Origin of the sequence: Aeromonas media (genome assembly GCF_020423125.1) — a bacterium.
Taxonomy (GTDB): domain Bacteria; phylum Pseudomonadota; class Gammaproteobacteria; order Enterobacterales; family Aeromonadaceae; genus Aeromonas; species Aeromonas media.
Map to the genome: position 1 here is coordinate 3,994,174 of NZ_CP075564.1, position 21,022 is coordinate 4,015,195.

The window sequence follows — 21,022 nt, forward strand, 5'->3', positions numbered from 1 at the left end:
ATTTTGATCTTCATTGCCGTGCGTCATATTACTCCGATCTGGTCGCTTAGTGAACGTCGCGCCAGAATTCCTTCTTCAACAGCACAGTGAAGATGAAGAAGATTACGATGAAACCGAGCACCCAGAAGCCCATGCGTTCGCGCTCCTGTTGCACCGGCTCAGCCGAGTAGACCAAGAAGTTTACCAGATCCAGTACCGTCTGATCATATTCTTCGTTGTTCATTTCACCATTGCCGTCAGATTTGATGCTGACGACTTGCTGCATCTCCACTCCATCCAGGGTGTGCGTCTCGAACTTGGCACGGGGAGTCCCCTGCAACGGCTCCAATACGTGGGGCATGCCCACGGACGGGAAGACCGCATTGTTCACCCCGAACGGTCGGGTTTCGTCCACATAGAAGGAACGAAGATAGGTGTAAATCCAGTCAGCTCCCCGCACTCTTGCCACCAGGGTCAGGTCCGGCGGCGGCGCCCCGAACCAGCGCGCCGCATCCTTCTCTGACATGGCGCTCTTCATCAGATCACCTATCTTGGCACCGGTGAAGACCAGGTGTTCCTTCATCAACTCTTCCGGAATGCCGATATCGGCAGCCACCCGGTTATAACGCTGGTATTGGGTGGAATGACAACCTGCACAGTAGTTCATGAAGGTCGCAGCACCCCGTTGCAGGGATGCCTTGTCACTCAGATCGTACTCTGCCTTGTCGAGGGGGAAGCCACCGCCAGCGGCCAATACCAGACCGGGCAGCAGGGCCAGCACTGCAAAAATTATTCTTTTCATTTGAATGTCACCCTCTCCGGCAGCGGCTTGGTGCTTTCATTCTTGCTGTAGAAGAACAACAGGACGAAGAACCCGAAATAACCCAGAGTGCAAAGCTGCGCGATCAGCGTCAGCATAGGCGTCGATGGCAGTACGCCCAGCACACCCAGAATGACGAAGCAGACCACAAACTGGGCGATATTCAGCTTGTGCAGGGTGCTGCGGTAGCGCACCGAACGTACCTTGCAGCGATCCAGCCACGGCAGCAGGAACAGCACGACGATGGAGAGCCCCATCATGATGACCCCCAGCAGCTTGTCTGGTACCGCCCGCAGGATGGCGTAGAAGGGGGTGAAGTACCAGACCGGGGCTATGTGCGCCGGCGTCTTCAGTCCGTTCGCCACCTCGAAGTTCGGCTTCTCCAGGAAGTAGCCCCACATGTCCGGCTTGAAGAAGATGATGGCGCAGAACAGGAACAGGAAGCCCGCCACCCCAATCATGTCCTTGACGGTGAAGTAGGGATGGAATGCCACCGCATCCAGCGGCCAGCCGTTCTCATCCTTGTGCTTCTTGATGTCGATACCGTCCGGGTTGTTGGACCCTACTTCGTGCAGCGCCAGGATGTGCATGGCCACCAGCATCACCAGCACCAACGGCAGGGCAATCACGTGCAGCGCGAAGAAGCGGTTCAAGGTGGCGCCGGATATGACATAGTCACCACGGATCCACAGGGTCAGGTCGTCACCGATGACCGGGATGGCGCCAAACAGCGAGATGATGACCTGGGCTCCCCAGAATGACATCTGCCCCCAGGGCAGCAGGTACCCCATGAAGGCTTCGGCCATCAGCACCAGGAAGATCAGCATGCCGAAGATCCACAGCAACTCGCGCGGCTTCTGATAGGAGCCGTAGATCATGCCGCGAAACATGTGCAGATAGACTACAACGAAGAAGGCGGAGGCGCCGGTGGAGTGCATGTAGCGCAGCAGCCAGCCGTAGTCCACGTCCCGCATTATGTATTCCACGGAGGCAAAGGCACCCTCCGCCGACGGGTTGTAGTTCATGGTGAGCCAGATGCCGGTGATGATCTGGTTGACCAGCACCAACATGGCAAGGGAACCGAAGAAGTACCAGAAGTTCAGGTTCTTGGGAGCCGGATACTTGGCCATGTGATCGTTGTACATGGCCGTGAGCGGGAAACGATCGTCAATCCAGCCCATGAGTTTGGCAAACATGGTCAGGCCTCCTTGCCATCGGCACCGACCAGAATGGTGGTGTCGCTAAGAAATTGGTATGGCGGAATGACCAGGTTCAGCGGTGCGGGCACGCCCTGGAACACTCGACCGGCCATGTCGAACTTGGAACCATGGCATGGGCAGAAGAAGCCGGAGGTCACCCCTTGCACCTGCTCACCGAAGCTATCCGGCAGGTAGGAAGGGGAGCACCCCAGATGGGTACAGATACCGACCGCCACGAAGATCTCCGGCTTGATGGATCTGTAACCGTTATGGGCATAGTCCGGCTGTTGTGGCTCATCGGAAGCGGGATCACGCAGTTTGTCATCGTGCGTGGCCAGGGCATCCAGCGTCTGCTTGGTGCGCTTCACCACCCAGACCGGCTTGCCGCGCCACTCGACGCGGATCAGCTGACCCGGCTCCAACTTGCTGATATCCACCTCTACCGGTGCCCCTGCCGCTTTGGCTTTGGCACTCGGATTCCATGACTTTATAAACGGCACTGCGGTAAAAGCAGCTCCTACTCCGCCAACGGCAACCGTTGACCAGGTAAGAAATCTGCGGCGACCGGTATCAACTGGCGCATTGCTCATCCAAAAACTCTCCCATGTGGACTCCGCTCATTCTTATAGTGTCCCCGTTTCCTATCTCCTCTCCCTCTGACAACTGCGGCGGAGGCGGAGTGGCAATTGACACAGAAAGACCATGGAAATTTTAAAGAAAAGATAACAATTTGACAAGAAAGAGAAGCGATGGGCAAAAACAATAAATACACAAATTTTTGTCTTTTGTGACGTATGGTTAGCATTGGCGTATGTAATATTACCAATAAAAAAAGCCTGGCACATGGCCAGGCTTTTTTGACACTCGTGAGAGTGCGTACCAAAAGCGAATTAACGCTTGGAGTACTGCGGACGCTTACGCGCTTTGTGCAGACCAACTTTCTTACGCTCAACCTTACGGGCATCGCGAGTAACAAAGCCAGCTTTACGCAGTTCAGAACGCAGGGTCTCGTCGTACTGCATCAGAGCACGAGTGATACCGTGGCGGATCGCACCAGCTTGACCGGAGATGCCACCACCGTTAACGGTGATGTACAGATCCAGTTTCTCGGTCATCTCAACCAGTTCCAGCGGCTGACGAACTACCATGCGGGCAGTCGGGCGGCCGAAGTATTGCTCCAGGGAGCGCTGGTTGATGATGATTTTACCGCTACCCGCTTTGATAAAGACGCGAGCAGTGGAGCTTTTGCGACGGCCGGTACCGTAGTATTGATTTTCTGCCATGTTGCCAGTTCCCGTTAGATATCCAGTACTTGAGGTTGCTGAGCAGCATGAGCGTGCTCTGCGCCTGCGTAAACTTTCAGCTTACGGAACATGGCACGGCCCAGCGGACCCTTCGGCAGCATGCCCTTGACGGCAGCTTCGATTACCATTTCCGGCTTGCGCTGAATCAGCTTGTCAAAGCTGATGGACTTGATACCACCCGGGAAACCGGAGTGAGCGTGGTACATTTTGTCGGTAAATTTCTTACCGGTTACGTGTACCTTCTCAGCGTTTACAACGATGATGTAATCACCGGTGTCAACGTGCGGAGTGTATTCAGCTTTGTGCTTACCACGCAGACGAGCAGCGATCTCGGTTGCGATACGACCCAGAGTTTTACCCTCTGCGTCCACAATGTACCAGTCACGTTTTACGGTTTCTGGCTTGGCAACGAAAGTTTTCATTAAGTTAAACCCAATTACCTGTTACAGACCCAATTGCTTATGGGGGCTCTCCCACAAACAACAAACGATGGCCTACCTGTACCCCTTCGAATACAAGTAAAGCTTAAAGTGTTGCTGTCTTATCGACAGCTGTAACGTGGGCCGGGCGATTATAAGTGAAGTTGCCTTAAATATCACCTGCTAATTTCACTGCCATGAAGCTAGCAAATGTCGCCCGGCCCTACCTGCCGCAGATGCCCATCCGACTGGCAGGCGCGGTATTGTGACTAAGGAAGGTGCACTCTGGCAAGGTATTCGTGCGATTGCATTTCCTGGAGCCGTGAAAGACAGCGCTTGAATTCGAAATTCAGCAGGCCATCGCTGTAGAGCGCACCCATGGGCACCGCCGCCGACAGAATGAGTTTGACGTGCCGCTCATAGAACTCGTCCACCATGGCGATGAAACGGCGGGCCGCATCGTCAGTGCCTGTGCCCATGGGGTGCACGTTGGCCAGCAGCACGGTGTGAAACTCCCGGGCCAGCTCTATGTAGTCCCCCTGGGATCGTGGGGTGCAGCAGAGCTGCTCGAACTCCATATAAAGCACCCCTTCTCCCATGCCTAGCGCGCTCAACTGACGATGGCTGACCTCCAGGGTCGCGGGAGTGATCTGCGCCAGCCCGGTCAATTGTCCAAAGTAGCGGTCCAGATTGGTCTTGGCCTGCTGATCCAGCGGGAAGTGATAGATTTCCGCCTGCTCCAGGGTACGCAACCGGTAATCGACGCCACCATCGACATTGAGCACCTCGCAGTGGCGCTCGATCAATTCGATGGCCGGCAAGAAACGGGCCCGCTGCAGCCCATTGCGATAGAGATCCTTGGGTGGAATGTTGGAGGTGGTCACCAGCACCACGCCATGACCGAACAGCTCCTGGAACAGGGTGCCCAGCAGCATGGCATCCGTGATGTCGGAGACGAAAAACTCGTCAAAGCAGATGATGTCTGTCTCGCTGGCGAGCTTGCTGGCGATGAGTTTGAGCGGATCGGCCTGACCGGTCAGTCCCTTGAGTTCGTCGTGCACCCGATGCATGAAACGGTGGAAGTGGACGCGCAGTTTGCGCTCCCCCGGCAGGCTGTCGAAAAAAGTATCCATCAGCCAGGTCTTGCCTCTGCCCACTCCGCCCCACATATAGAGACCCAGGATGGGCTCGCGGGCTTTCGGCTTTTGTAGCCAGCCCAGCAGGCCACGGGATCTGGTCGGAGTCGGGCTGGCGCACAAATCCTGATAGAGTCGCTCCAAGCGGGTCACGGCCATCGCCTGGGCCGAGTCGGCCAAAAAGCCGGGACGCTGCAAATCCTGCTGGTATTTTTGCTGCGGGGTCATCCTGTAAACCGCCTCCAAGTCCCTGAATGAGGGACAAAATGGTATCACGCTCTCGGGGTGCACGGTATAGTGCCAACGAGGCATCGCGGTCAATCTGGCCGCCTCAAACTCATCGATTTAGCTGTAACAAGGAGCTTCTATGACTCTGTTAAACGGGATCCTGCTGGCGGTAGCCGCCCTGATCATCGGCGTGTTGATCGGCCGCTTCACTGTCCGCAGCCGGGATGCCGGGCGCCTGGAACAGGAGCTGAAAAAGGCTCATAAGGAGCTGGAAAGCTACCAGGGCCAGATCACCACCCACTTCGCCGACAGCGCCGCTCTGATGGAGCAGTTGGCTGAACAATACCAGACCCTCTATCGCCACATGGCCGAGCAGAGCAAGTTCCTCGCCAAGGCGCAAGAGCCCCTGTTCCGCGAACCTCAGGTGGAAGAAGCAACCGCTGAGTCCGCCAACGAGGAGCCCGGCCAGCCACCCCGTGACTACGCTGGTGCCTCCGGCCTGCTCAAGCAGCCCGGTTAGCCTCTGGTGGAACTAATTACGCCTTATCGTGGTCAGACCTTGACGATTGCATTGCAACTTTTTCTGGGAGCTGTTTCTCATATGCGTAAATCTCTTTCTGTATTCAGTGTGTTAGCCCTCAGTGTCGGTATCGCCCTGTCCGCAGCACCGGCGCAAGCCGCCCTGCCCTTGATGGGCAACAACAACCAGGAGATGCCGAGCCTGGCCCCCGTCCTCGAGCAGGTGACCCCTGCCGTGGTCAATATCTCCGTCTCTGGCAAGAAGATCACCCGCCAGCGCCTGCCGGAACAATTCCGCTTCTTCTTCGGCCCCAACATGCCCGATGAGCAGGTGAGCGAGCAGCCGTTCCAGGCGCTCGGTTCCGGCGTCATCATAGATGCCAAGAAGGGCTACGTGATCACCAACGCTCACGTGGTTCACGAGGCGGACGAGATCAAGGTCAACCTGAAAGACGGTCGCGAATACGCGGCCAAGAAGATAGGCGAAGACAAGCAGTCCGACATCGCCTTGCTGCAAATCAAGGCGGAGGACCTGGTGCAGATCAAGTTCGCCGACTCTGACGAGCTGCGGGTCGGTGACTATGCCCTGGCCATCGGCAACCCCTTCGGCCTGGGTCAGACCGTTACCTCGGGTATCGTCAGCGCCCTGGGTCGCAGTGGCCTCAATATCGAGAACCTGGAGAACTTCATACAGACCGATGCGGCCATCAACTCGGGCAACTCAGGTGGTGCGCTGCTCAATCTGCGTGGGGAGCTGATCGGCATCAACACCGCCATCCTGGGCCCGAACGGTGGCAACATCGGCATCGGCTTTGCCATCCCGTCCAACATGGTGCGCGACCTGTCCGAGCAGATCGTGAAATACGGTGAAGTGCGCCGTGGCCAGTTGGGGATCACAGGCACAGAGCTGACCACGGATATCGCCAAGTCCTTCGGCTACAACAAGAAGGATGGTGCCTTCGTCAACCAGGTCATGCCTGACTCCGCCGCCGCCAAGGCGGGCATCAAGGCCGGCGACATCATCATCAGCATAGATGGCAAGCCCATCCGCTCGTTCGGTGAACTGCGTGCCAAGATCGCCACCATGGGCGCCGACAAGCAGGTTGCACTCGGCCTCATCCGAGACGGCAAGGAGCAAACCGTCAAGGTCACCCTGAAGAAGGCCGATGACAGCGAGATCCTCGCCAGCGCCCTGCACCCGGCACTGGAAGGGGCCAAGCTCAGCACCACCTCGGATCCGGTGACAGGTGTAGCAGTGGCTGACATAGATCCGCGCTCCCCTGCCGCCGCCGCCGGCCTGCAGAAGGGCGACATCATCATCGGGGTCAACCGTCTGCGTATCAACTCCATGGATGAGCTGACCAAGGCCTTGAAGAACAAGCCGGAAGTTCTGGCGCTGAACATACAGCGCGGCGACTCCTCGCTCTATTTGGTGATCCGTTAAGTCCCTCACACCCGCGGCAACCGCCGCGGGTGATTTTTATCCACCGATAATGTTATTCTCTGCGCGCAGCATGTACGGACGAGAATGACATGAAAATCCCACCTTTGATCAGTTACTTGGGCAAGTCTGTCGGCTTTGGCCTCACCGTGGCTGCGCTCCTGTTGCTGCTGTTCCCCAGTTTTCGGGGCGGCGCCCCCCTGCCAGGTCTCATCACCAATTCCCGCGAGCTGAGTTTCTCCTATGCCGCCCACCGCGCCGGCCCTGCCGTCGTCAACATCTACACCCGCAGTTTCGCCGGCAATCGCGGCGAGAAAGCAGAGCTGAGGCCACAGGGGCTGGGCTCAGGGGTCATCATGAACCAGCGCGGCCATGTGCTGACCAACTACCACGTCATCGCCGATGCGGACCAGATCATTGTCGCGTTGCAGGATGGCCGGGTATTCAGCGCAGAGCTGGTCGGCACCGACAAGCTGACCGATCTCGCCGTGCTCTACATAGAGTCGGACAACCTGCCGGTGATACCGCAGGATCCCGAGCGCCTACCCGACGTAGGCGACGTGGTGCTCGCCATTGGCAACCCCTACAATGTCGGCCAGACCATCACTCAGGGCATCATCAGTGCCACCGGCCGCATCGGTCTCTCCAGCATGGGGCCGGACAGCAACGGCCGGCAGGATCTGCTGCAGACAGATGCCGCCATCAACGAGGGCAACTCAGGTGGCGCCCTGGTCAATGGCCGTGGCGATCTGGTGGGCATCAATACCGCCGCCTATCACCTCAACGGCAATCAGGAGAGCTACGGCATCAGCTTCGCCATCCCCTACAAGCTGGCCAAGCGGATCATGGACGAGCTGATTGCCAATGGCCGGGTCATTCGCGGCTACCTCGGCATCTCCAGCGTCGAGATCAACCCCATAGTCGCGCGCATGATGAATCTCGGGGATCTGCAGGGTCTGGTGGTAGAGAGCCTGGATCCCGATGGTCCCGCCACCAAGGCCGGCCTCAGGCGCGGGGATGTGCTGCTCAAGATCAACGGCGAGGCCATCAGCGGCGTGCGCCCTGTGATGGACAAGATCGTCGAGAGCCGCCCCGGCACCAAGCTGACCATCTCGGTGATCCGCAATGGCAAGCCCCTGGACGTCGACGTCATCATAGAGGAAGACGTGCGCTACCAGAACCTGCCCACCAGCAGCGCATCACCCGCCAGCTGACGGCAAGGGAGTCAATAGAGGGGCCATCAGGGCCCCTTTTTCGTGTCTCCCTCTCAGGCCACCCTTCCCTGGCGTGAGATGACTCACAGTTTCCACCAGCGCGGCACCGGTTATCACGATCAGCTCTGCCGTCATCTGTTGCGCCTCGCCGACGAGAACCTGCAACAACTCACCATCTCCTGCGCCATCACCCTGTTGCGGCTGGCCACGAGCTGTGCCAGTTTGCCAGCGATGACATCAGCCTGATCCTGGCCGTGGTGGTCCGCGACATCCATGTCGAGTTACCAACCCAAGCCCCGCCGGGGCAGGAGGAGATCGCCAGCCTCGTCATCTAGATCCAGACCCGCCTCACTGCAGATCCCCCCTGCTCGGCCCGGCCATGGCCGCCAAGAGCGAGCAACTGGTTCACATCCGCTGACCTGCATTCACCAGCACTACTCCTATGATCTTCGCGGCGACCCGCAGTTGCGTGCCGACCTGCAGGCTCACATCAGTGCCATTATGCTGCGGGTCAACTACCAGATAGGCAGCCACAACCCGCTGGCGAACCACAAGAACGGGATTACGAGGGGCTGGTGCAGATCGAACTGGACTTCGTCATCAGCACAGTCAAAGTGAGCGAGAAAAACGTTCCCTTGGTACAAACCGCCCCCTTCACGACCCGTACCAGCTGGAGCAGTTCGGCAAGCTGGTACTGACCGATCGCTTCCGCCTCTACCTGCTGGACAAGTACTTCGATACCGACCACTTCATGGTGGTCACCGAGCCGCTCAGCCAGGCACAGCTGTTTGGCCGCATCTGTGACCAGCTGGAGTCCGAGTAGCTGGTAGAACCGGGCTTCAGGAGCTCGTTGCACTAGCGGGAACGAATCGTCTCCACCATGCTGGGAGAGGGCATAGCCCTGCCACACTCCCTCGGCCTGCTGGCCCGCCGCACCTTGGTATATACAGTGCTGGCCCCTCAGGGGATCGACTGGGGCAATGGCGAGACAGCCACCCTCGTCTTCGTGCTCGCCATCAGCAAGGCGGACTACGAGGAAGCGATGGGGCTCTACGATCTGTTTCTGGCGCTGATGAACGAAAAAGCCAGCAGGAATCTGCTGGCTTGTCGGGACTTTAACGACTTCAAGGCGCTGGCGCGCGCCGGGTCATGACGGCAAAGGAGGTGCCACTCACTCCTCGTTGAAGCCCGAGGTGAACAGCGCCACCACGGCGGCCAGGGCCTCCACTTCTTCGGGGCCCTCCACCTGCACCTCCACCTGCTTGCCCTGGGCGGAGTCCAGCATCAGCAGACCAATCACACTGTCCGCATCGGCCTCGATGCCGTCCTCGTTGCGCAGCAGCACATGGGCATCAAACCCCTGCACCAGCTCGAACAGCATCATGGCCGGTCTGGCATGGATTCCCAGCTTGTTTTTGACTTCTACCGAGGCGGAAACTGTCATCTGAACATCCTGTGGGTCTATCAAGCCTGTGTCGAACGCTTGTCCAGCGTGCGGTGGCGGATCTGCACGTTCTTGCCAAGCAGCCGGAAGGTGCTGGCCAGCCGCTCGGCGATGAACACCGAGCGATGCTGCCCGCCGGTACAACCGATCCCAACGGTCACATAGCTACGATTGTTGCGCTCCAGGTGGGGCAACCAGGTCACCAGCATGTTCTCTATCTGCTGGATGAACAGCATCACGTCCGCCTGGGCCGAGAGGTAGTTGGCTACAGGCTCGTCCTGGCCGGTAAACGGCTTGAGCTCCGGGATCCAGTGGGGATTGGGCAGGAAACGGGCATCGAACACGAAGTCCGCATCCTTGGGGATGCCGTATTTGAAGCCGAACGACTCGAACACCAGCACCAGCTCATTCTCTTTCTTGCCGAGCACCCGGGTCTTGATGAGCTCGCTCAGGTCGTGAATGCTGAGGTTGGTGGTATCGATGCGCAGATCGGCGGTCGAGGAGAGGGGCGCCAGCAGGTGGGTTTCCTCTCGGATCGCCTCATCCAGCGAGAGCTGCTTGCGAGACAGGGGGTGCAGCCGGCGACTCTCGCCATAGCGCTTGAGCAGAGTCCCGTTGTCGGCGTCGAAGAAGAAGCTGGAGAATTCCACCCGCCCCTCATTACGCACTTGGGTCAGCAGGTTGTCCAGCTTGTCGGGCTGGGTCGGCAGGTTGCGCACATCTATGCTGACCGCCAGCTTGTCATACTGGCTCTCCACCGAGACGATCAACTGGGGCAGCAGATTGACCGGCAGGTTATCCACGCAGTAGTAACCCAGATCCTCCAGCACCCTCAGGGCTACCGTCTTACCGGAGCCCGAACGACCGCTTACCACTATTAACTGCATCTTGTCCCCTCACGCCAACGTGGCTGTGTCAGACCCGGCATCAGGCCGAGGTCATGATCTGATAGAGTTCTTCATCGCTGGTCGCCTGGCGCAACTGGCGACAGACGGCCTTGTCACCCAGCTTGGATGCCATCAGGGAAAGGGTCTTGAGATGCTGCTTGCACTCGCTTTCCGGCACCAGCAATGCAAAGAGCAGGTCAACCGGTTGATTGTCGATAGCATCGAAAGGGATGGGTTCAGAGAAGGTCATCAGCACGGCGGTCGGCGCAAAGGCGTCGTCGATCCGGCCGTGGGGAATGGCGATACCGGCACCGATCCCGGTACTGCCCATCTTTTCCCGCGCCAACAGGCTTTCAAACAGCACCTGGCGGGAGGCGCCGAGGCGCTCAGCGGCCAGCTCACTGATGATCTCGAGGGCGCGTTTCTTGCTGGTACAAGGGACCGCACTCTTGGTGCAGTCCCGACTCAGTATGTGTTCAAGTTGCATAGTTATTTTTGATTTAACTTATCTTTGTGCTTGATGATCTGCCGATCCAGTTTATCCAGCAGGGTATCAATCGCCGCATACATGTCGGCATGCTGCGAATTGGCGAACACCTCTCCCCCGCTGACGTGCAGCTTGGCTTCGGCGATCTGGTTCAGTTTTTCGACGCTCAACACCACATGTACGTTGTTGATATGGTCAAAGTGACGCTCGAGTTTGGCAAATTTGTTATTCACATAATCACGCAGAGCTTCGGTAATCTCGACATGGTGTCCGGTCAGGTTAATTTGCATAACGTCTTCCTTTTGTTTGCCTAAACCAGGCGTTTGCGCTGATTGGATGGCGGGATCAACAAGGATTCACGGTACTTTGCGATCGTGCGTCTCGCCACCATAATACCCTGTTCGGCCAGCAAATCCGCGATCTTGCTATCACTAAGCGGTTTGGCCGGGTTTTCGGCCGTCACCAGCTTCTTGATAAGGGCACGAATTGCGGTCGATGAGCACTCTCCTCCTCCCTCCGTGTTGACATGACTGGAGAAAAAAAACTTCAGTTCAAAGATGCCACGGGGCGTATGCATGTACTTCTGGGTCGTCACCCGTGAAATCGTCGACTCGTGCATCTCCACCGCCTCGGCGATGTCGTTGAGTACCATGGGCTTCATGGCCTCTTCACCGTACTCGAAGAAACCCTGTTGCTGCTCGACGATGCAGCTTGCCACCTTGAGCAGGGTGTCGTTTCGACTCTCCAGACTCTTGATGAACCACTTGGCTTCCTGCAAATGGGAACGAATGAACTGAGTATCCGTGCTGCTGCGGGCATTGCGTGCCATTGCCGCATAGGCCTCGTTGACACGAATGCGCGGCGCCGAATCCGGGTTGAGTTCAACCACCCACTTCGCCCCCTTCTTGACCACGGAAACATCCGGGATCACGTATTGCGATTCGCTCTGGATGATGCCATTACCGGGTCTGGGCTCCAGCTGCTGGATGAGATCCAGTACCTCCTTGAGGTCGCTCTCCTTGAGCCGGGTCTTGCGCGCCAGGGTGCGGTAGTCACGGTTGCCGAGCAAGTCCATGTGCTCGCGGATCACCTCCCTTGCCTCATTGAGCCAAGGCAGATCCGGCGAATACTGGCCAAGCTGGATCAACAGACACTCCTGTACCGAGCGAGCGGCGATGCCAACCGGATCGAAATGCTGCACCCGCTTGAGCACGGCTTCCACTTCATCCAGTTCAACTTCTACCTCTTCACTGCTGACTGCAGCCTGAATATCTTCGAGAGAAACGGTCAGGTAGCCAGACTCATCGATGGCATCGATGATGGCGAGGGCAATCGCGGCATCCAGATCACTGAACGGCGTCAGTCGCATCTGCCACAACAGATAATCCTGCAGATTTTCGGTGGTTTCCCCCTGATAGACGCTGTCTTCCCCGTCATGGATGGGGCCAGCGCTCTGAGCCGTGCCGGCGGAATAGACCTCATCCCAGGTAGTGTCCACCGGCAGTTCATCCGGCATCTTGTCCTGTGCCATTGCGTCACTGGAGTCGAGTTGACTGGCGTCCTGGGGTTCTATCGGACTGGTTTCGTGCGCCTCATTCTCCTCCTGCTCCAGCAAGGGGTTATTATCGAGCGCTTGCTGAATTTCCTGCTGGAGTTCCAGGGTGGAGAGCTGGAGCAGACGAATCGCTTGTTGTAATTGTGGCGTCATGGTCAGGGACTGGCCGAGACGCAACTGTAATGTCGGCTTCATCTACGTCGGGATATCCTTATGTTCAGCGAGGCGGTCACCTAACAAAAATGAGGGGTGCCCCCTTACTATAGACTGAATTGATCGCCCAAATAGACGCGCTTGACCTGCTCATCGGCGAGGATGTCGGCCGGTGCACCTTCGGCAATCATCTTGCCGTGGCTGACGATGTAGGCCTTCTCGCACACATCCAACGTCTCTCTGACGTTATGATCCGTGATAAGCACGCCCAGCCCTCTTTCCTTCAGATGCTGGATGATCTTCTTGATGTCTATGACCGAAATAGGATCAACACCTGCAAAGGGCTCATCCAACAGGATGAATCGCGGCTCTGCCGCTAGCGCACGGGCGATCTCGACACGGCGCCGCTCCCCTCCCGACAGGCTCTGACCCAGGCTGTCGCGAATATGGGTGATGTTGAACTCTTCCAGCAACTGCTCGACCTTATCCTCCCGCTCCTCGCGGCTCAACCCCTTACGGGTCTGCATGACCCCCATCAGGTTGTCGAACACCGACAAGCGTCGGAAGATGGAGGCTTCCTGGGGCAGGTAACCGATACCATTGCGGGCGCGAATATGCATGGGCTGCAGGCTGATGTCCTGTTCATCTATGGTGATGAGACCCGCATCCCGCTGCACCAGGCCCACGATCATGTAGAAGGAGGTGGTCTTGCCGGCACCATTCGGGCCAAGCAGCCCCACTATCTGGCCGGTGCCCACTTCCAGGCTCACGTCGCTGACCACCATGCGGCGCTTGTAGCTCTTCTGCAAACCCGTTGCTTTTAACACTGCCATGGCTTCTGTTTCCTACTTCTTCTGATCGGCGGGTTTGTCGAAGTTTTCTACCTGATCCGGCAAGAACACCGTCTTGACGCGCTGGGTGGGTCCCTTGCTCTCGGCGATCATCTTCTGTTTGACGATGTCGTAGCGGATGAGGTCACCGGTGACCTGGCTGTCTTCCTGCTTGAGCTGACCGTTGCCGGTGATGGTGACCAGCCGGTTCTTCAGCTCATAGCGAATGCTGTTGCCGTGGGCGTTTACCGGCTTGCCGTTGTCCAGGATCTGGAAGAAGGTGGCGGGGTTGCCATAGGCGGTCATCACCTCGGCCCCTTTCTCGCCGGAGCGGATCACCACCACCTTGTCGGCCTTAATCTTGATGGTGCCCTGAGTGATGATGACATCATCACTGAAGGTGATGCGGTTGTCCTGCATCTCGGCCACTTGCTTGACCGCATCCACGTAGACCTTCTCGGCAAAGTCGGACTCTTTGGCATTCACCGCACTGCACAACAGCAGGGACGCGAGGGCCAGATTAACGTTTTTCATTGAAATAAGTGGCATGGCCTTTATCCAGTAATTCGAAATATTTACGTTCCAGATGGCCCTTCAGGCCAACACCCTCGGTCTGGAATTCCTGACCCACTATGCTGATGTGCTGGTTGCTTCTTACGTCTTGGGTCACCAGATCCAGCTCCAGATAGGGGGTATCCAGCGTGGAGATGAAGGTCGCCGGCAGCAAGCCGTCCAGATGTACCTTGTCGCGCAGTATCACGTTGTCATCGGTATTGAGCACCCCGGTCTCGGCCGTGACCTTCCATTCGGCCTCTCCCTGCTCATCGAACATGTAGACCACCGGCTTGTTGAAAGTGGCCTGCTCGAGGATCTGGTAATACTCCGCATACTCGGACTCCAACCGCTCGGTCCTTTTGCCCTGCTCGTTGAAGCGGGTGGTGACCAGATTTTTGGCGGTAAAGTCTGGTTGATAGTTCTCTACCTTGGCAGTCGGCTCAGGTACCAGCTCGATCTCGCCGAGCTGCCAGGCGGCGAGTGCAACCAAGAACAGCAGGGCGAACAACAGGGTCTGTCTGCTCATACCGAGGCCTCGGGTTGGTAGTCGCCCAGGCCCTGCGCCTGCAGGATGAGATCGCACACCTCGCGTACCGCGCCCACCCCACCCCCGAGGCGGGTCACCAGATCGGCACGAGCCAGCACCAGCGGATGGGCATCCGCCACCGCAATGCCGAGGCCACAGGCCTGCATCACCGGCAGATCTATGGTGTCATCCCCCATGTAGGCGGCTTGCGACGCCTCCAGACCGAGCTTGGTCAGCAGTGCCTCGAAGTGGGGCAGCTTCTGATCCGCCCCCTGTACCAGGTGCCGCACCCCCAGGCCTCTCATCCGATCGCTGACGATGCGGGAGTTGCGCCCTGTGATAATGGCAATCTCGATACCGGCGTTGAGCAGGGCACGCATGCCAGCGCCATCGCGGGTGCAGAAGGTTTTCAGCTCTTCACCCTGGTTGCCCATATAGATGAAGCCATTGGAAAGCACCCCATCCACGTCACACACCAGCAGGCGGATCTGCGCCGCCTTCTCGTACTGGCTGCGCGTCACCGGACCATAGAGGGTCGGTACGTCTTGCATCAAATCACCCCGGCTTTCAGTAGGTCGTGCATGTTGAAGGCGCCAAGTGGCCGCCGCGCCTCATCCACCACCAGCAATCCGTTAATCTTTCTGGTTTCCATCAGTTTGACGGCCTCGGCCGCCATCATCTCAGGCCCTACGGTAACACAGTTGACCGTCATGACGCGGCTGATAGGGGTGTGGTGAATATCCACCTGCAGATCCAGGATCCGGCGCAGGTCGCCATCGGTGAACAGACCGGCCAATCGGCCATCAGCATCAACAACGGCGGTCATACCCAGCCCCTTGCGGCTCACTTCCAGCAGCGCCTGGCTGATGGTGGCATCTATCCCTACCTGGGGCAACAGGTCCCCGCGGTGCATCAGATCGCCGACCCGCAGCAACAGCCGCTTGCCCAGCGACCCGCCCGGGTGCGAGAGCGCGAAGTCATCGGCGGTGAAACCACGTGCCTCCAGCAGAGCCACGGCCAGGGCATCCCCCATCACCAGCGTCGCCGTGGTGCTTGAGGTCGGGGCCAGACCCAGCGGGCAGGCCTCTTTCTCCACCTTGATGCACAGGTGCACGTTGGCCTCCTTGGCCATGGTGGAGGTCGGGTTGCCGGTCATGCAGATGAGCGGAATGCCGCGACGCTTGAGCACCGGCAACAGGGCCAGGATCTCGTCGCTCTCGCCGGAGTTGGAGATGGCGATGATGAGGTCGCCGCCGGAGATCATCCCCAGATCTCCGTGGCTGGCTTCGCCAGGGTGGAGGAAGAAGGCGGGTGTCCCGGTGCTGGCCAGGGTCGCGGCAATCTTGTTGCCGACATGACCCGACTTGCCCATACCGGTGACCACTATTTTGCCGGCACAGCACAGCACCATCTCGCAGGCGCGCTCGAAGGTCTCATCGAGGTATTGGTAGAGCCCATCGATGGCTTGTTTTTCTATGTCCAGCACCGCGCGGGCACTGCGACGGAAATCGAACAATTCAGACACTTTTTCAGGCTTTACAGACATAAAGGCACAGCTCCGGGCCGAAATTTGCTGCGGGATTATAAAAAAGTCTGCCGAGATAAGCGAATCGGATGCGGGACGGTCTGCCACTGATGCAAGTTGTTACATAAAACTGTCGCGTATTTGGGGGGCAAACCCGCTCAATAGTTGTTCCTTGCTGTTGCTTAGACCTAGACTAGCCCATAAAATTCGCTCTTCATTTATACCGGATGGACATTTGTTTGAACGATGACCTGATCACCATCTCCGACCTGACCTTCAGTCACGGAGATAGGTTGCTGTACGACAGGATCAACCTGACCATTCCCCGTGGCAAAGTCACCGCCGTCATGGGGCCAAGCGGGATCGGCAAGACCACATTGCTGCGCCTGATCGGTGGCCAGCTCAAGCCTGAGTCCGGTCATATTCTGTTTGACGGGGAAGACATCCCCACCCTCTCCCGCGGCCGTCTGTATGAGGTGCGCAAGCGGATGAGCATGCTGTTTCAGAGCGGCGCCCTGTTCACCGGCATGACGGTGTTCGACAACGTTGCCTTCCCGCTGCGGGAACACTCCGGTCTGCCGGAGGAGCTGATCCACACCATCGTCATGATGAAGCTGCAGGCGGTGGGCTTGCGCGGCGCTGCCAGACTGATGCCGTCCGAACTCTCCGGCGGCATGGCCCGCCGTGCGGCCTTGGCCAGATCCATTGCGCTGGATCCGGATCTCATCATGTATGACGAACCCTTCGTCGGCCAGGATCCCATCACCATGGCGGTGCTGGTCAAGCTCATCAAGGAACTCAACGATGCCCTCGGCATCACCTCCGTCATCGTCACCCATGATGTGAAGGAGGTGCTGAGCATCGCCGACTACGCCTACATCATCGCCAACCGCAGGGTGGTGGCACAGGGCACGCCGGAGCAACTGCGTGAGGAGCACAATCCCGAGGTCGAGCAGTTCCTCAAGGGATTGCCCGATGGTCCTGTTCCGTTTCATTTTCCGGCAGGTGATCTGCTACAGGATCTGTGATGTTAATAAGTCAGATAAGCAAGCTGGGTCGAAGCGGAGTACGTTTCATCAGCGCCGTCGGCCGCGCCACCATCATGCTATTTCATGCGCTGGCGGGCAAACCCGAGCCCCGCAAACACTTCCCCCTGCTGATACAGCAGCTCTATGTGGTGGGTGTACAATCGGTCGCCATCATACTGGTGTCTGGCCTCTTCATCGGCATGGTGCTCTCCTTGCAGGGTTACAACGTACTGAAGGATTTCGGCGCCGAGCAGAGTCTGGGGCCCCTGGTCTCCCTCTCCCTGCTGCGGGAGCTGGGCCCTGTGGTCACCGCCCTGCTGTTTGCCGGACGTGCGGGCTCGGCCCTCACCGCCGAGATCGGCCTGATGAAGGCGACCGAGCAGCTCTCCAGCCTCGAGATGATGGCGGTGGACCCCCTGCGCCGAGTGGTGGCGCCTCGCTTCTGGGCAGGGGTCATCAGCATGCCGTTGCTGGCCTTCATGTTCAGCCTGATCGGCATCTTTGGCGGCAAACTGGTCGGGGTAGACTGGCTGGGTGTGGATGAAGGCAGCTTCTGGTCTGCCATGCAGGCCTCCGTCGACTGGCAGGACGACATCATGCAAGGGGCCATCAAGAGTGTGATCTTCGCCTTAGTGGTCACCTGGATCGCGCTCTTCAATGGCTATGATGCCAAGCCAACCTCGGCCGGGATCAGTCAGGCGACGACCCGTACCGTGGTCCACTCATCCCTGGCCGTGCTCGGTCTGGATTTTATACTCACCGCAGTCATGTTTGGATAAGGGAAAGATGAAGTTCAGCAAAGTAGAATTCCTGGTCGGTGCCTTCATGCTGGCTGGCATCGCAGCCATTCTGGCGTTGGCACTGCAAGTGGCGGGATTGAGTTTCAAACCGGAAGGAGAAACCTATACCCTGCGCGCCCATTTCGATAATATCGGCGGCCTGAAAGTACGCTCGCCGGTCAAGGTCGGCGGCGTCGTCGTCGGTCGAGTCAGCGACATCACGCTGGATGCCAAGAGTCAGGTTCCCGTCGTCTCCCTGCAGATGCAGAAGAGTGCCGGCGAGTTCTCAGAAACCAGCTCGCTCTCCATCCTGACCTCGGGTCTGCTCGGCGAGCAGTATGTCGGCCTGGCTCCGGGCTTCACCGATGAAGAGATGGGCACCAGCATGCTCAAGGATGGCGACATGATCGAAGACACCAAATCTGCCATCGTGCTGGAAGACCTGATTGGCAAGTTCCTGTACAGCCAGTCTTCCCCGGCCACCGATACGCCAGCAACCAAGGAGTAACCATGTTCAAGAAGATCGCCCTGCTGCTGGGCCTGATGACCAGCATGCTGTTTTCCGTCTCCGCCCTGGCAGCGGTCAATGCCGCCGACCCCTATGCCCTGGTGGATCAGGCTGCCCAGCAGACCTTCGCCCGCCTGAAGGCGGACCAGTCCCAGGTCAAGAGCAACCCGGACCACCTGCGGGTGATCATTCGCGAAGAGCTGCTCCCTTATGTGGACAATCGCTTCGCCGCCTACAAGGTGCTCGGCAACCAGATCAAGGAGACCACCCCGGCCCAGCGCGATGCCTTCGTCCAGGTCTTTACTGAATACATGGTGAGCTCCTATGCCGATGCCCTGGCCCATTTCGACAAGCAGACAGTCAAGGTCCAGCCGGGCAAGGCGCCCGGTGACAGCAACATCACCGCCGTCAACGTCAGCGTGAAAGAGGCCGGCAAGCCGGACATCTTCCTCGAGTTCAAACTGCGCAAGAACAACAAGACCGGTGAGTGGAAGGCCTTCGACATGGTCGCCGAGGGGATCAGCCTGCTCTCCGCCAAGCAGAGCGAGCTCGGTGGCCTCATTCGCCAGAACGGCATAGATGCGGTGATCGCCCAGTTGCGCGAGCACAATGCCAAGCCGCTGGTGCTCAAGTCATGACACTCCAGGGGGAGCTGCAGGCGCCGCAGGTCAACGCCCTGTGGCAACGGCGATCCGAGTGGTGGCAAGATGATGCGCTCGATATGAGCGGGGTCACCACCCTGGATTCCGCCGGCCTGGCCCTGCTGGTCAAGTGGGCCAAAGCCACTCTGGTACGGGGAGGCGCGCCGCAACTGGTGGGCGCCTCCACTGATTTTTATACCCTGGCCAACCTTTACGGGGTGGCCAGTCTGTTTCAACCCATCCCGCCCAACACCGAGGACGCATAATGCAAGTCTCTGAAATTGAAGCGATACTCCTTGAGGCTTTGCCATTGTCCGAAGTCCATGTCAAAGGCGACGGCAGTCACTATCAAGTGATTGCGGTCGGCGACATGTTTGACGGCATGAGCCGGGTCAAGAAGCAGCAGGCCATCTATGCCCCGCTGATGGACAAGATCGCCAGCAACGCCATCCACGCCCTCTCCATCAAGGCCTTTACCGATGCCGAATGGAAGCGCGAACGTAAATTTCTACTGCCCTCCTGATTTGGTATCTAAGTAAATGGACAAATTCAAGATCACCGGCCCCTGCACCCTCTCCGGTGAAGTGACCATCTCCGGCGCCAAAAACGCCGCCCTGCCGATCCTGTTCGCCACCCTGCTGTGCGACGAGGAGATCCAGCTCTCGAACGTGCCGCGCCTCAAAGACGTGGGCACCACCCTCAAGCTGCTGGAGATGCTGGGCGCCAGCACCAAGGTCAACGGCAACGTGACCGTGCTGACCGGCGCCGTGAACAACCACGTCGCCCCCTACGAGCTGGTGAAGACCATGCGCGCCTCCATCCTGGCGCTGGGCCCGCTGGCCGCCCGTTTTGGCGCGGCTGACGTATCCCTGCCCGGCGGCTGCGCCATCGGTGCCCGCCCGGTCAACCTGCACGTGCACGGCCTCGAGCTGATGGGCGCCAAGATCGCCATCGAAGATGGCTACATCAAGGCCCGTGTCGACGGTCGCCTCAAGGGTGCCCACATCCTGATGGACATGATCTCCGTCACCGGCACCGAGAACCTGATGATGGCCGCCACCCTGGCCGACGGTCGCACCGTGATCGAGAACGCCGCCCGCGAGCCGGAAGTGGTCGATCTCGCGAACTTCCTCAACGCCCTGGGCGCCAAGATCCAGGGTGCGGGTACCGACACCCTGACCATCGACGGGGTCGAGCGTCTGCACGGCGGCAGCTACAGCGTCCAGCCAGATCGCATCGAGACTGGCACCTTCCTGGTAGGCGCCGCCGTCACTGGGGGCAAGATCACCTGCCGCAAGACGGACCCTTCCCTGCTGGAAGCCGTACTGGTCAAGCTGGAAGAGGCCGGTGCGCTCATAGAGAAGGGGGAAGACTGGATCTCCCTCGACATGACGGGCCGCACCCTCAAGCCGGTCACCATCAAGACGGCTCCCTACCCGGCCTTCCCGACCGACATGCAGGCGCAGTTCACCGTACTGAACGCCGTGGCCAAGGGTACCGGCATGGTCACCGAGACCATCTTCGAGAACCGCTTCATGCACGTGCCCGAGCTGGTACGTATGGGCGCGGACATCGAGCTGCAGGGCAACGTGGCCATCTGCCGCGACACCGAACAACTCAAGGGTGCCCAGGTGATGGCAACCGATCTGCGCGCCTCCGCCAGCCTGGTCCTCGCCGGCTTCGTGGCCGAAGGCACCACCATGGTCGAGCGCATCTATCACATCGACCGTGGCTATGAAGACATAGAGCACAAGCTGCAAGGCCTGGGCGGATGCATAGAGCGTATCAAGGCGTGATCGTCACTCCCTGCCGATGAGCAATAAAAAGGCCCCCTCGCCAAGCGAG

The 21,022-nt window shown here is 58.7% G+C and carries 26 protein-coding genes and 1 pseudogene; 11 read left to right on the top strand and 16 right to left on the bottom strand.

All coding sequences use genetic code 11. The features are described 5' to 3' along the window. Window positions 1-46: 46 nt before the first annotated feature. The 6 genes from KI797_RS18455 to zapE form a co-directional block, all read right to left on the bottom strand. Complete coding sequence (locus KI797_RS18455) at window positions 47-781, bottom strand: cytochrome c1 (RefSeq protein WP_226170526.1); 735 nt, start codon at window positions 779-781, stop codon at window positions 47-49. Beyond that, window positions 778-1,995: a cytochrome b gene (locus KI797_RS18460; protein ID WP_226170528.1), complete on the bottom strand. Its 1,218-nt coding sequence runs from the start codon at window positions 1,993-1,995 to the stop codon at window positions 778-780. The genes KI797_RS18455 and KI797_RS18460 overlap by 4 nt, the downstream gene beginning before the upstream one ends. Window positions 1,996-1,997: 2 nt before the next feature. Next, window positions 1,998-2,588, bottom strand: coding sequence for a ubiquinol-cytochrome c reductase iron-sulfur subunit (gene petA / locus KI797_RS18465; protein ID WP_025328515.1), 591 nt, complete (start codon window positions 2,586-2,588; stop codon window positions 1,998-2,000). A 300-nt stretch (window positions 2,589-2,888) separates the two neighbouring features. Continuing rightward, window positions 2,889-3,281: a 30S ribosomal protein S9 gene (rpsI, locus tag KI797_RS18470; protein ID WP_005331372.1), complete on the bottom strand. Its 393-nt coding sequence runs from the start codon at window positions 3,279-3,281 to the stop codon at window positions 2,889-2,891. Between the two features lie 14 nt (window positions 3,282-3,295). After that, a complete protein-coding gene (gene rplM, locus KI797_RS18475; protein WP_005336289.1) occupies window positions 3,296-3,724 on the bottom strand; it encodes a 50S ribosomal protein L13 in 429 nt (142 codons plus the stop codon). A 266-nt stretch (window positions 3,725-3,990) separates the two neighbouring features. Beyond that, window positions 3,991-5,085: a cell division protein ZapE gene (zapE, locus tag KI797_RS18480; RefSeq protein WP_226170530.1), complete on the bottom strand. Its 1,095-nt coding sequence runs from the start codon at window positions 5,083-5,085 to the stop codon at window positions 3,991-3,993. Between the two features lie 139 nt (window positions 5,086-5,224). On the opposite strand from zapE, the gene KI797_RS18485 reads away from it, so the two are divergent. The 4 genes and pseudogenes from KI797_RS18485 to KI797_RS18500 all read left to right on the top strand — a co-directional run. Continuing rightward, window positions 5,225-5,605, top strand: coding sequence for a YhcB family protein (locus tag KI797_RS18485; RefSeq protein WP_042649047.1), 381 nt, complete (start codon window positions 5,225-5,227; stop codon window positions 5,603-5,605). An 81-nt stretch (window positions 5,606-5,686) separates the two neighbouring features. After that, window positions 5,687-7,048, top strand: coding sequence for a Do family serine endopeptidase (locus KI797_RS18490; protein ID WP_226170532.1), 1,362 nt, complete (start codon window positions 5,687-5,689; stop codon window positions 7,046-7,048). Between the two features lie 89 nt (window positions 7,049-7,137). Beyond that, window positions 7,138-8,259, top strand: coding sequence for an outer membrane-stress sensor serine endopeptidase DegS (gene degS / locus KI797_RS18495; protein WP_041204883.1), 1,122 nt, complete (start codon window positions 7,138-7,140; stop codon window positions 8,257-8,259). Between the two features lie 102 nt (window positions 8,260-8,361). Further along, window positions 8,362-9,412, top strand: a pseudogene (locus KI797_RS18500) (PTS sugar transporter subunit IIA); the annotation flags it as partial. Between the two features lie 18 nt (window positions 9,413-9,430). Here the strand turns inward: KI797_RS18500 and npr are convergent. From npr to KI797_RS18550, 10 genes are all read right to left on the bottom strand, one after another. Beyond that, a complete protein-coding gene (npr, locus tag KI797_RS18505; RefSeq protein ID WP_005331359.1) occupies window positions 9,431-9,703 on the bottom strand; it encodes a PTS phosphocarrier protein NPr in 273 nt (90 codons plus the stop codon). Window positions 9,704-9,723: 20 nt separating this feature from the next. Continuing rightward, a complete protein-coding gene (rapZ, locus tag KI797_RS18510) occupies window positions 9,724-10,590 on the bottom strand; it encodes an RNase adapter RapZ (RefSeq protein WP_139438909.1) in 867 nt (288 codons plus the stop codon). A 40-nt stretch (window positions 10,591-10,630) separates the two neighbouring features. After that, window positions 10,631-11,077 carry a PTS IIA-like nitrogen regulatory protein PtsN gene (gene ptsN, locus KI797_RS18515; RefSeq protein ID WP_005331355.1) on the bottom strand — a complete coding sequence of 149 codons (447 nt, stop codon included), beginning with the start codon at window positions 11,075-11,077 and terminating at the stop codon, window positions 10,631-10,633. 2 nt (window positions 11,078-11,079) lie between these two features. After that, on the bottom strand, window positions 11,080-11,367 hold the full coding sequence (hpf, locus tag KI797_RS18520; protein WP_005305957.1) for a ribosome hibernation promoting factor: 288 nt from the start codon (window positions 11,365-11,367) through the stop codon (window positions 11,080-11,082). A gap of 20 nt (window positions 11,368-11,387) precedes the next feature. Beyond that, window positions 11,388-12,827, bottom strand: a complete 1,440-nt coding sequence (locus KI797_RS18525) for an RNA polymerase factor sigma-54 (protein ID WP_041204880.1) — start codon at window positions 12,825-12,827, stop codon at window positions 11,388-11,390. 65 nt (window positions 12,828-12,892) lie between these two features. After that, on the bottom strand, window positions 12,893-13,618 hold the full coding sequence (gene lptB, locus KI797_RS18530; RefSeq protein ID WP_010675872.1) for an LPS export ABC transporter ATP-binding protein: 726 nt from the start codon (window positions 13,616-13,618) through the stop codon (window positions 12,893-12,895). 12 nt (window positions 13,619-13,630) lie between these two features. Then, a complete protein-coding gene (gene lptA, locus KI797_RS18535; protein WP_041204879.1) occupies window positions 13,631-14,149 on the bottom strand; it encodes a lipopolysaccharide transport periplasmic protein LptA in 519 nt (172 codons plus the stop codon). Then, the gene (gene lptC / locus KI797_RS18540; RefSeq protein WP_226170534.1) at window positions 14,136-14,696 is read right to left on the bottom strand and encodes an LPS export ABC transporter periplasmic protein LptC; all 561 of its coding nucleotides are present in this window, start codon (window positions 14,694-14,696) and stop codon (window positions 14,136-14,138) included. Before lptC ends, lptA begins: the two co-directional genes overlap by 14 nt. Further along, complete coding sequence (gene kdsC / locus KI797_RS18545) at window positions 14,693-15,247, bottom strand: 3-deoxy-manno-octulosonate-8-phosphatase KdsC (protein WP_005331333.1); 555 nt, start codon at window positions 15,245-15,247, stop codon at window positions 14,693-14,695. Before kdsC ends, lptC begins: the two co-directional genes overlap by 4 nt. Further along, a complete protein-coding gene (locus tag KI797_RS18550; protein WP_041204878.1) occupies window positions 15,247-16,242 on the bottom strand; it encodes a KpsF/GutQ family sugar-phosphate isomerase in 996 nt (331 codons plus the stop codon). The genes kdsC and KI797_RS18550 overlap by 1 nt, the downstream gene beginning before the upstream one ends. Before the next feature lie 206 nt (window positions 16,243-16,448). Between KI797_RS18550 and mlaF the strand changes: the two genes are divergently transcribed. Genes mlaF through murA form a run of 7 tightly spaced genes read left to right on the top strand, consistent with a single transcriptional unit; the run spans window position 16,449 to window position 20,973 of the window. Beyond that, entirely contained in the window at window positions 16,449-17,249 is an 801-nt protein-coding gene (mlaF, locus tag KI797_RS18555) for a phospholipid ABC transporter ATP-binding protein MlaF (RefSeq protein ID WP_005331323.1), read from the top strand. After that, entirely contained in the window at window positions 17,249-18,028 is a 780-nt protein-coding gene (gene mlaE, locus KI797_RS18560) for a lipid asymmetry maintenance ABC transporter permease subunit MlaE (RefSeq protein WP_041204877.1), read from the top strand. Before mlaF ends, mlaE begins: the two co-directional genes overlap by 1 nt. A 7-nt stretch (window positions 18,029-18,035) precedes the next feature. Next, window positions 18,036-18,536, top strand: coding sequence for an outer membrane lipid asymmetry maintenance protein MlaD (mlaD, locus tag KI797_RS18565; protein WP_043133348.1), 501 nt, complete (start codon window positions 18,036-18,038; stop codon window positions 18,534-18,536). Between the two features lie 2 nt (window positions 18,537-18,538). After that, on the top strand, window positions 18,539-19,174 hold the full coding sequence (mlaC, locus tag KI797_RS18570) for a phospholipid-binding protein MlaC (protein WP_025328538.1): 636 nt from the start codon (window positions 18,539-18,541) through the stop codon (window positions 19,172-19,174). Further along, window positions 19,171-19,443 (top strand): STAS domain-containing protein, encoded by a 273-nt coding sequence (locus KI797_RS18575; protein WP_161507589.1) that lies wholly within the window; start codon window positions 19,171-19,173, stop codon window positions 19,441-19,443. The genes mlaC and KI797_RS18575 overlap by 4 nt, the downstream gene beginning before the upstream one ends. Continuing rightward, entirely contained in the window at window positions 19,443-19,700 is a 258-nt protein-coding gene (gene ibaG, locus KI797_RS18580) for a BolA family iron metabolism protein IbaG (protein ID WP_005306001.1), read from the top strand. The genes KI797_RS18575 and ibaG overlap by 1 nt, the downstream gene beginning before the upstream one ends. Before the next feature lie 16 nt (window positions 19,701-19,716). After that, the gene (gene murA / locus KI797_RS18585) at window positions 19,717-20,973 is read left to right on the top strand and encodes a UDP-N-acetylglucosamine 1-carboxyvinyltransferase (protein WP_005331316.1); all 1,257 of its coding nucleotides are present in this window, start codon (window positions 19,717-19,719) and stop codon (window positions 20,971-20,973) included. The last annotated feature ends 49 nt before the right edge of the window (window positions 20,974-21,022 follow it).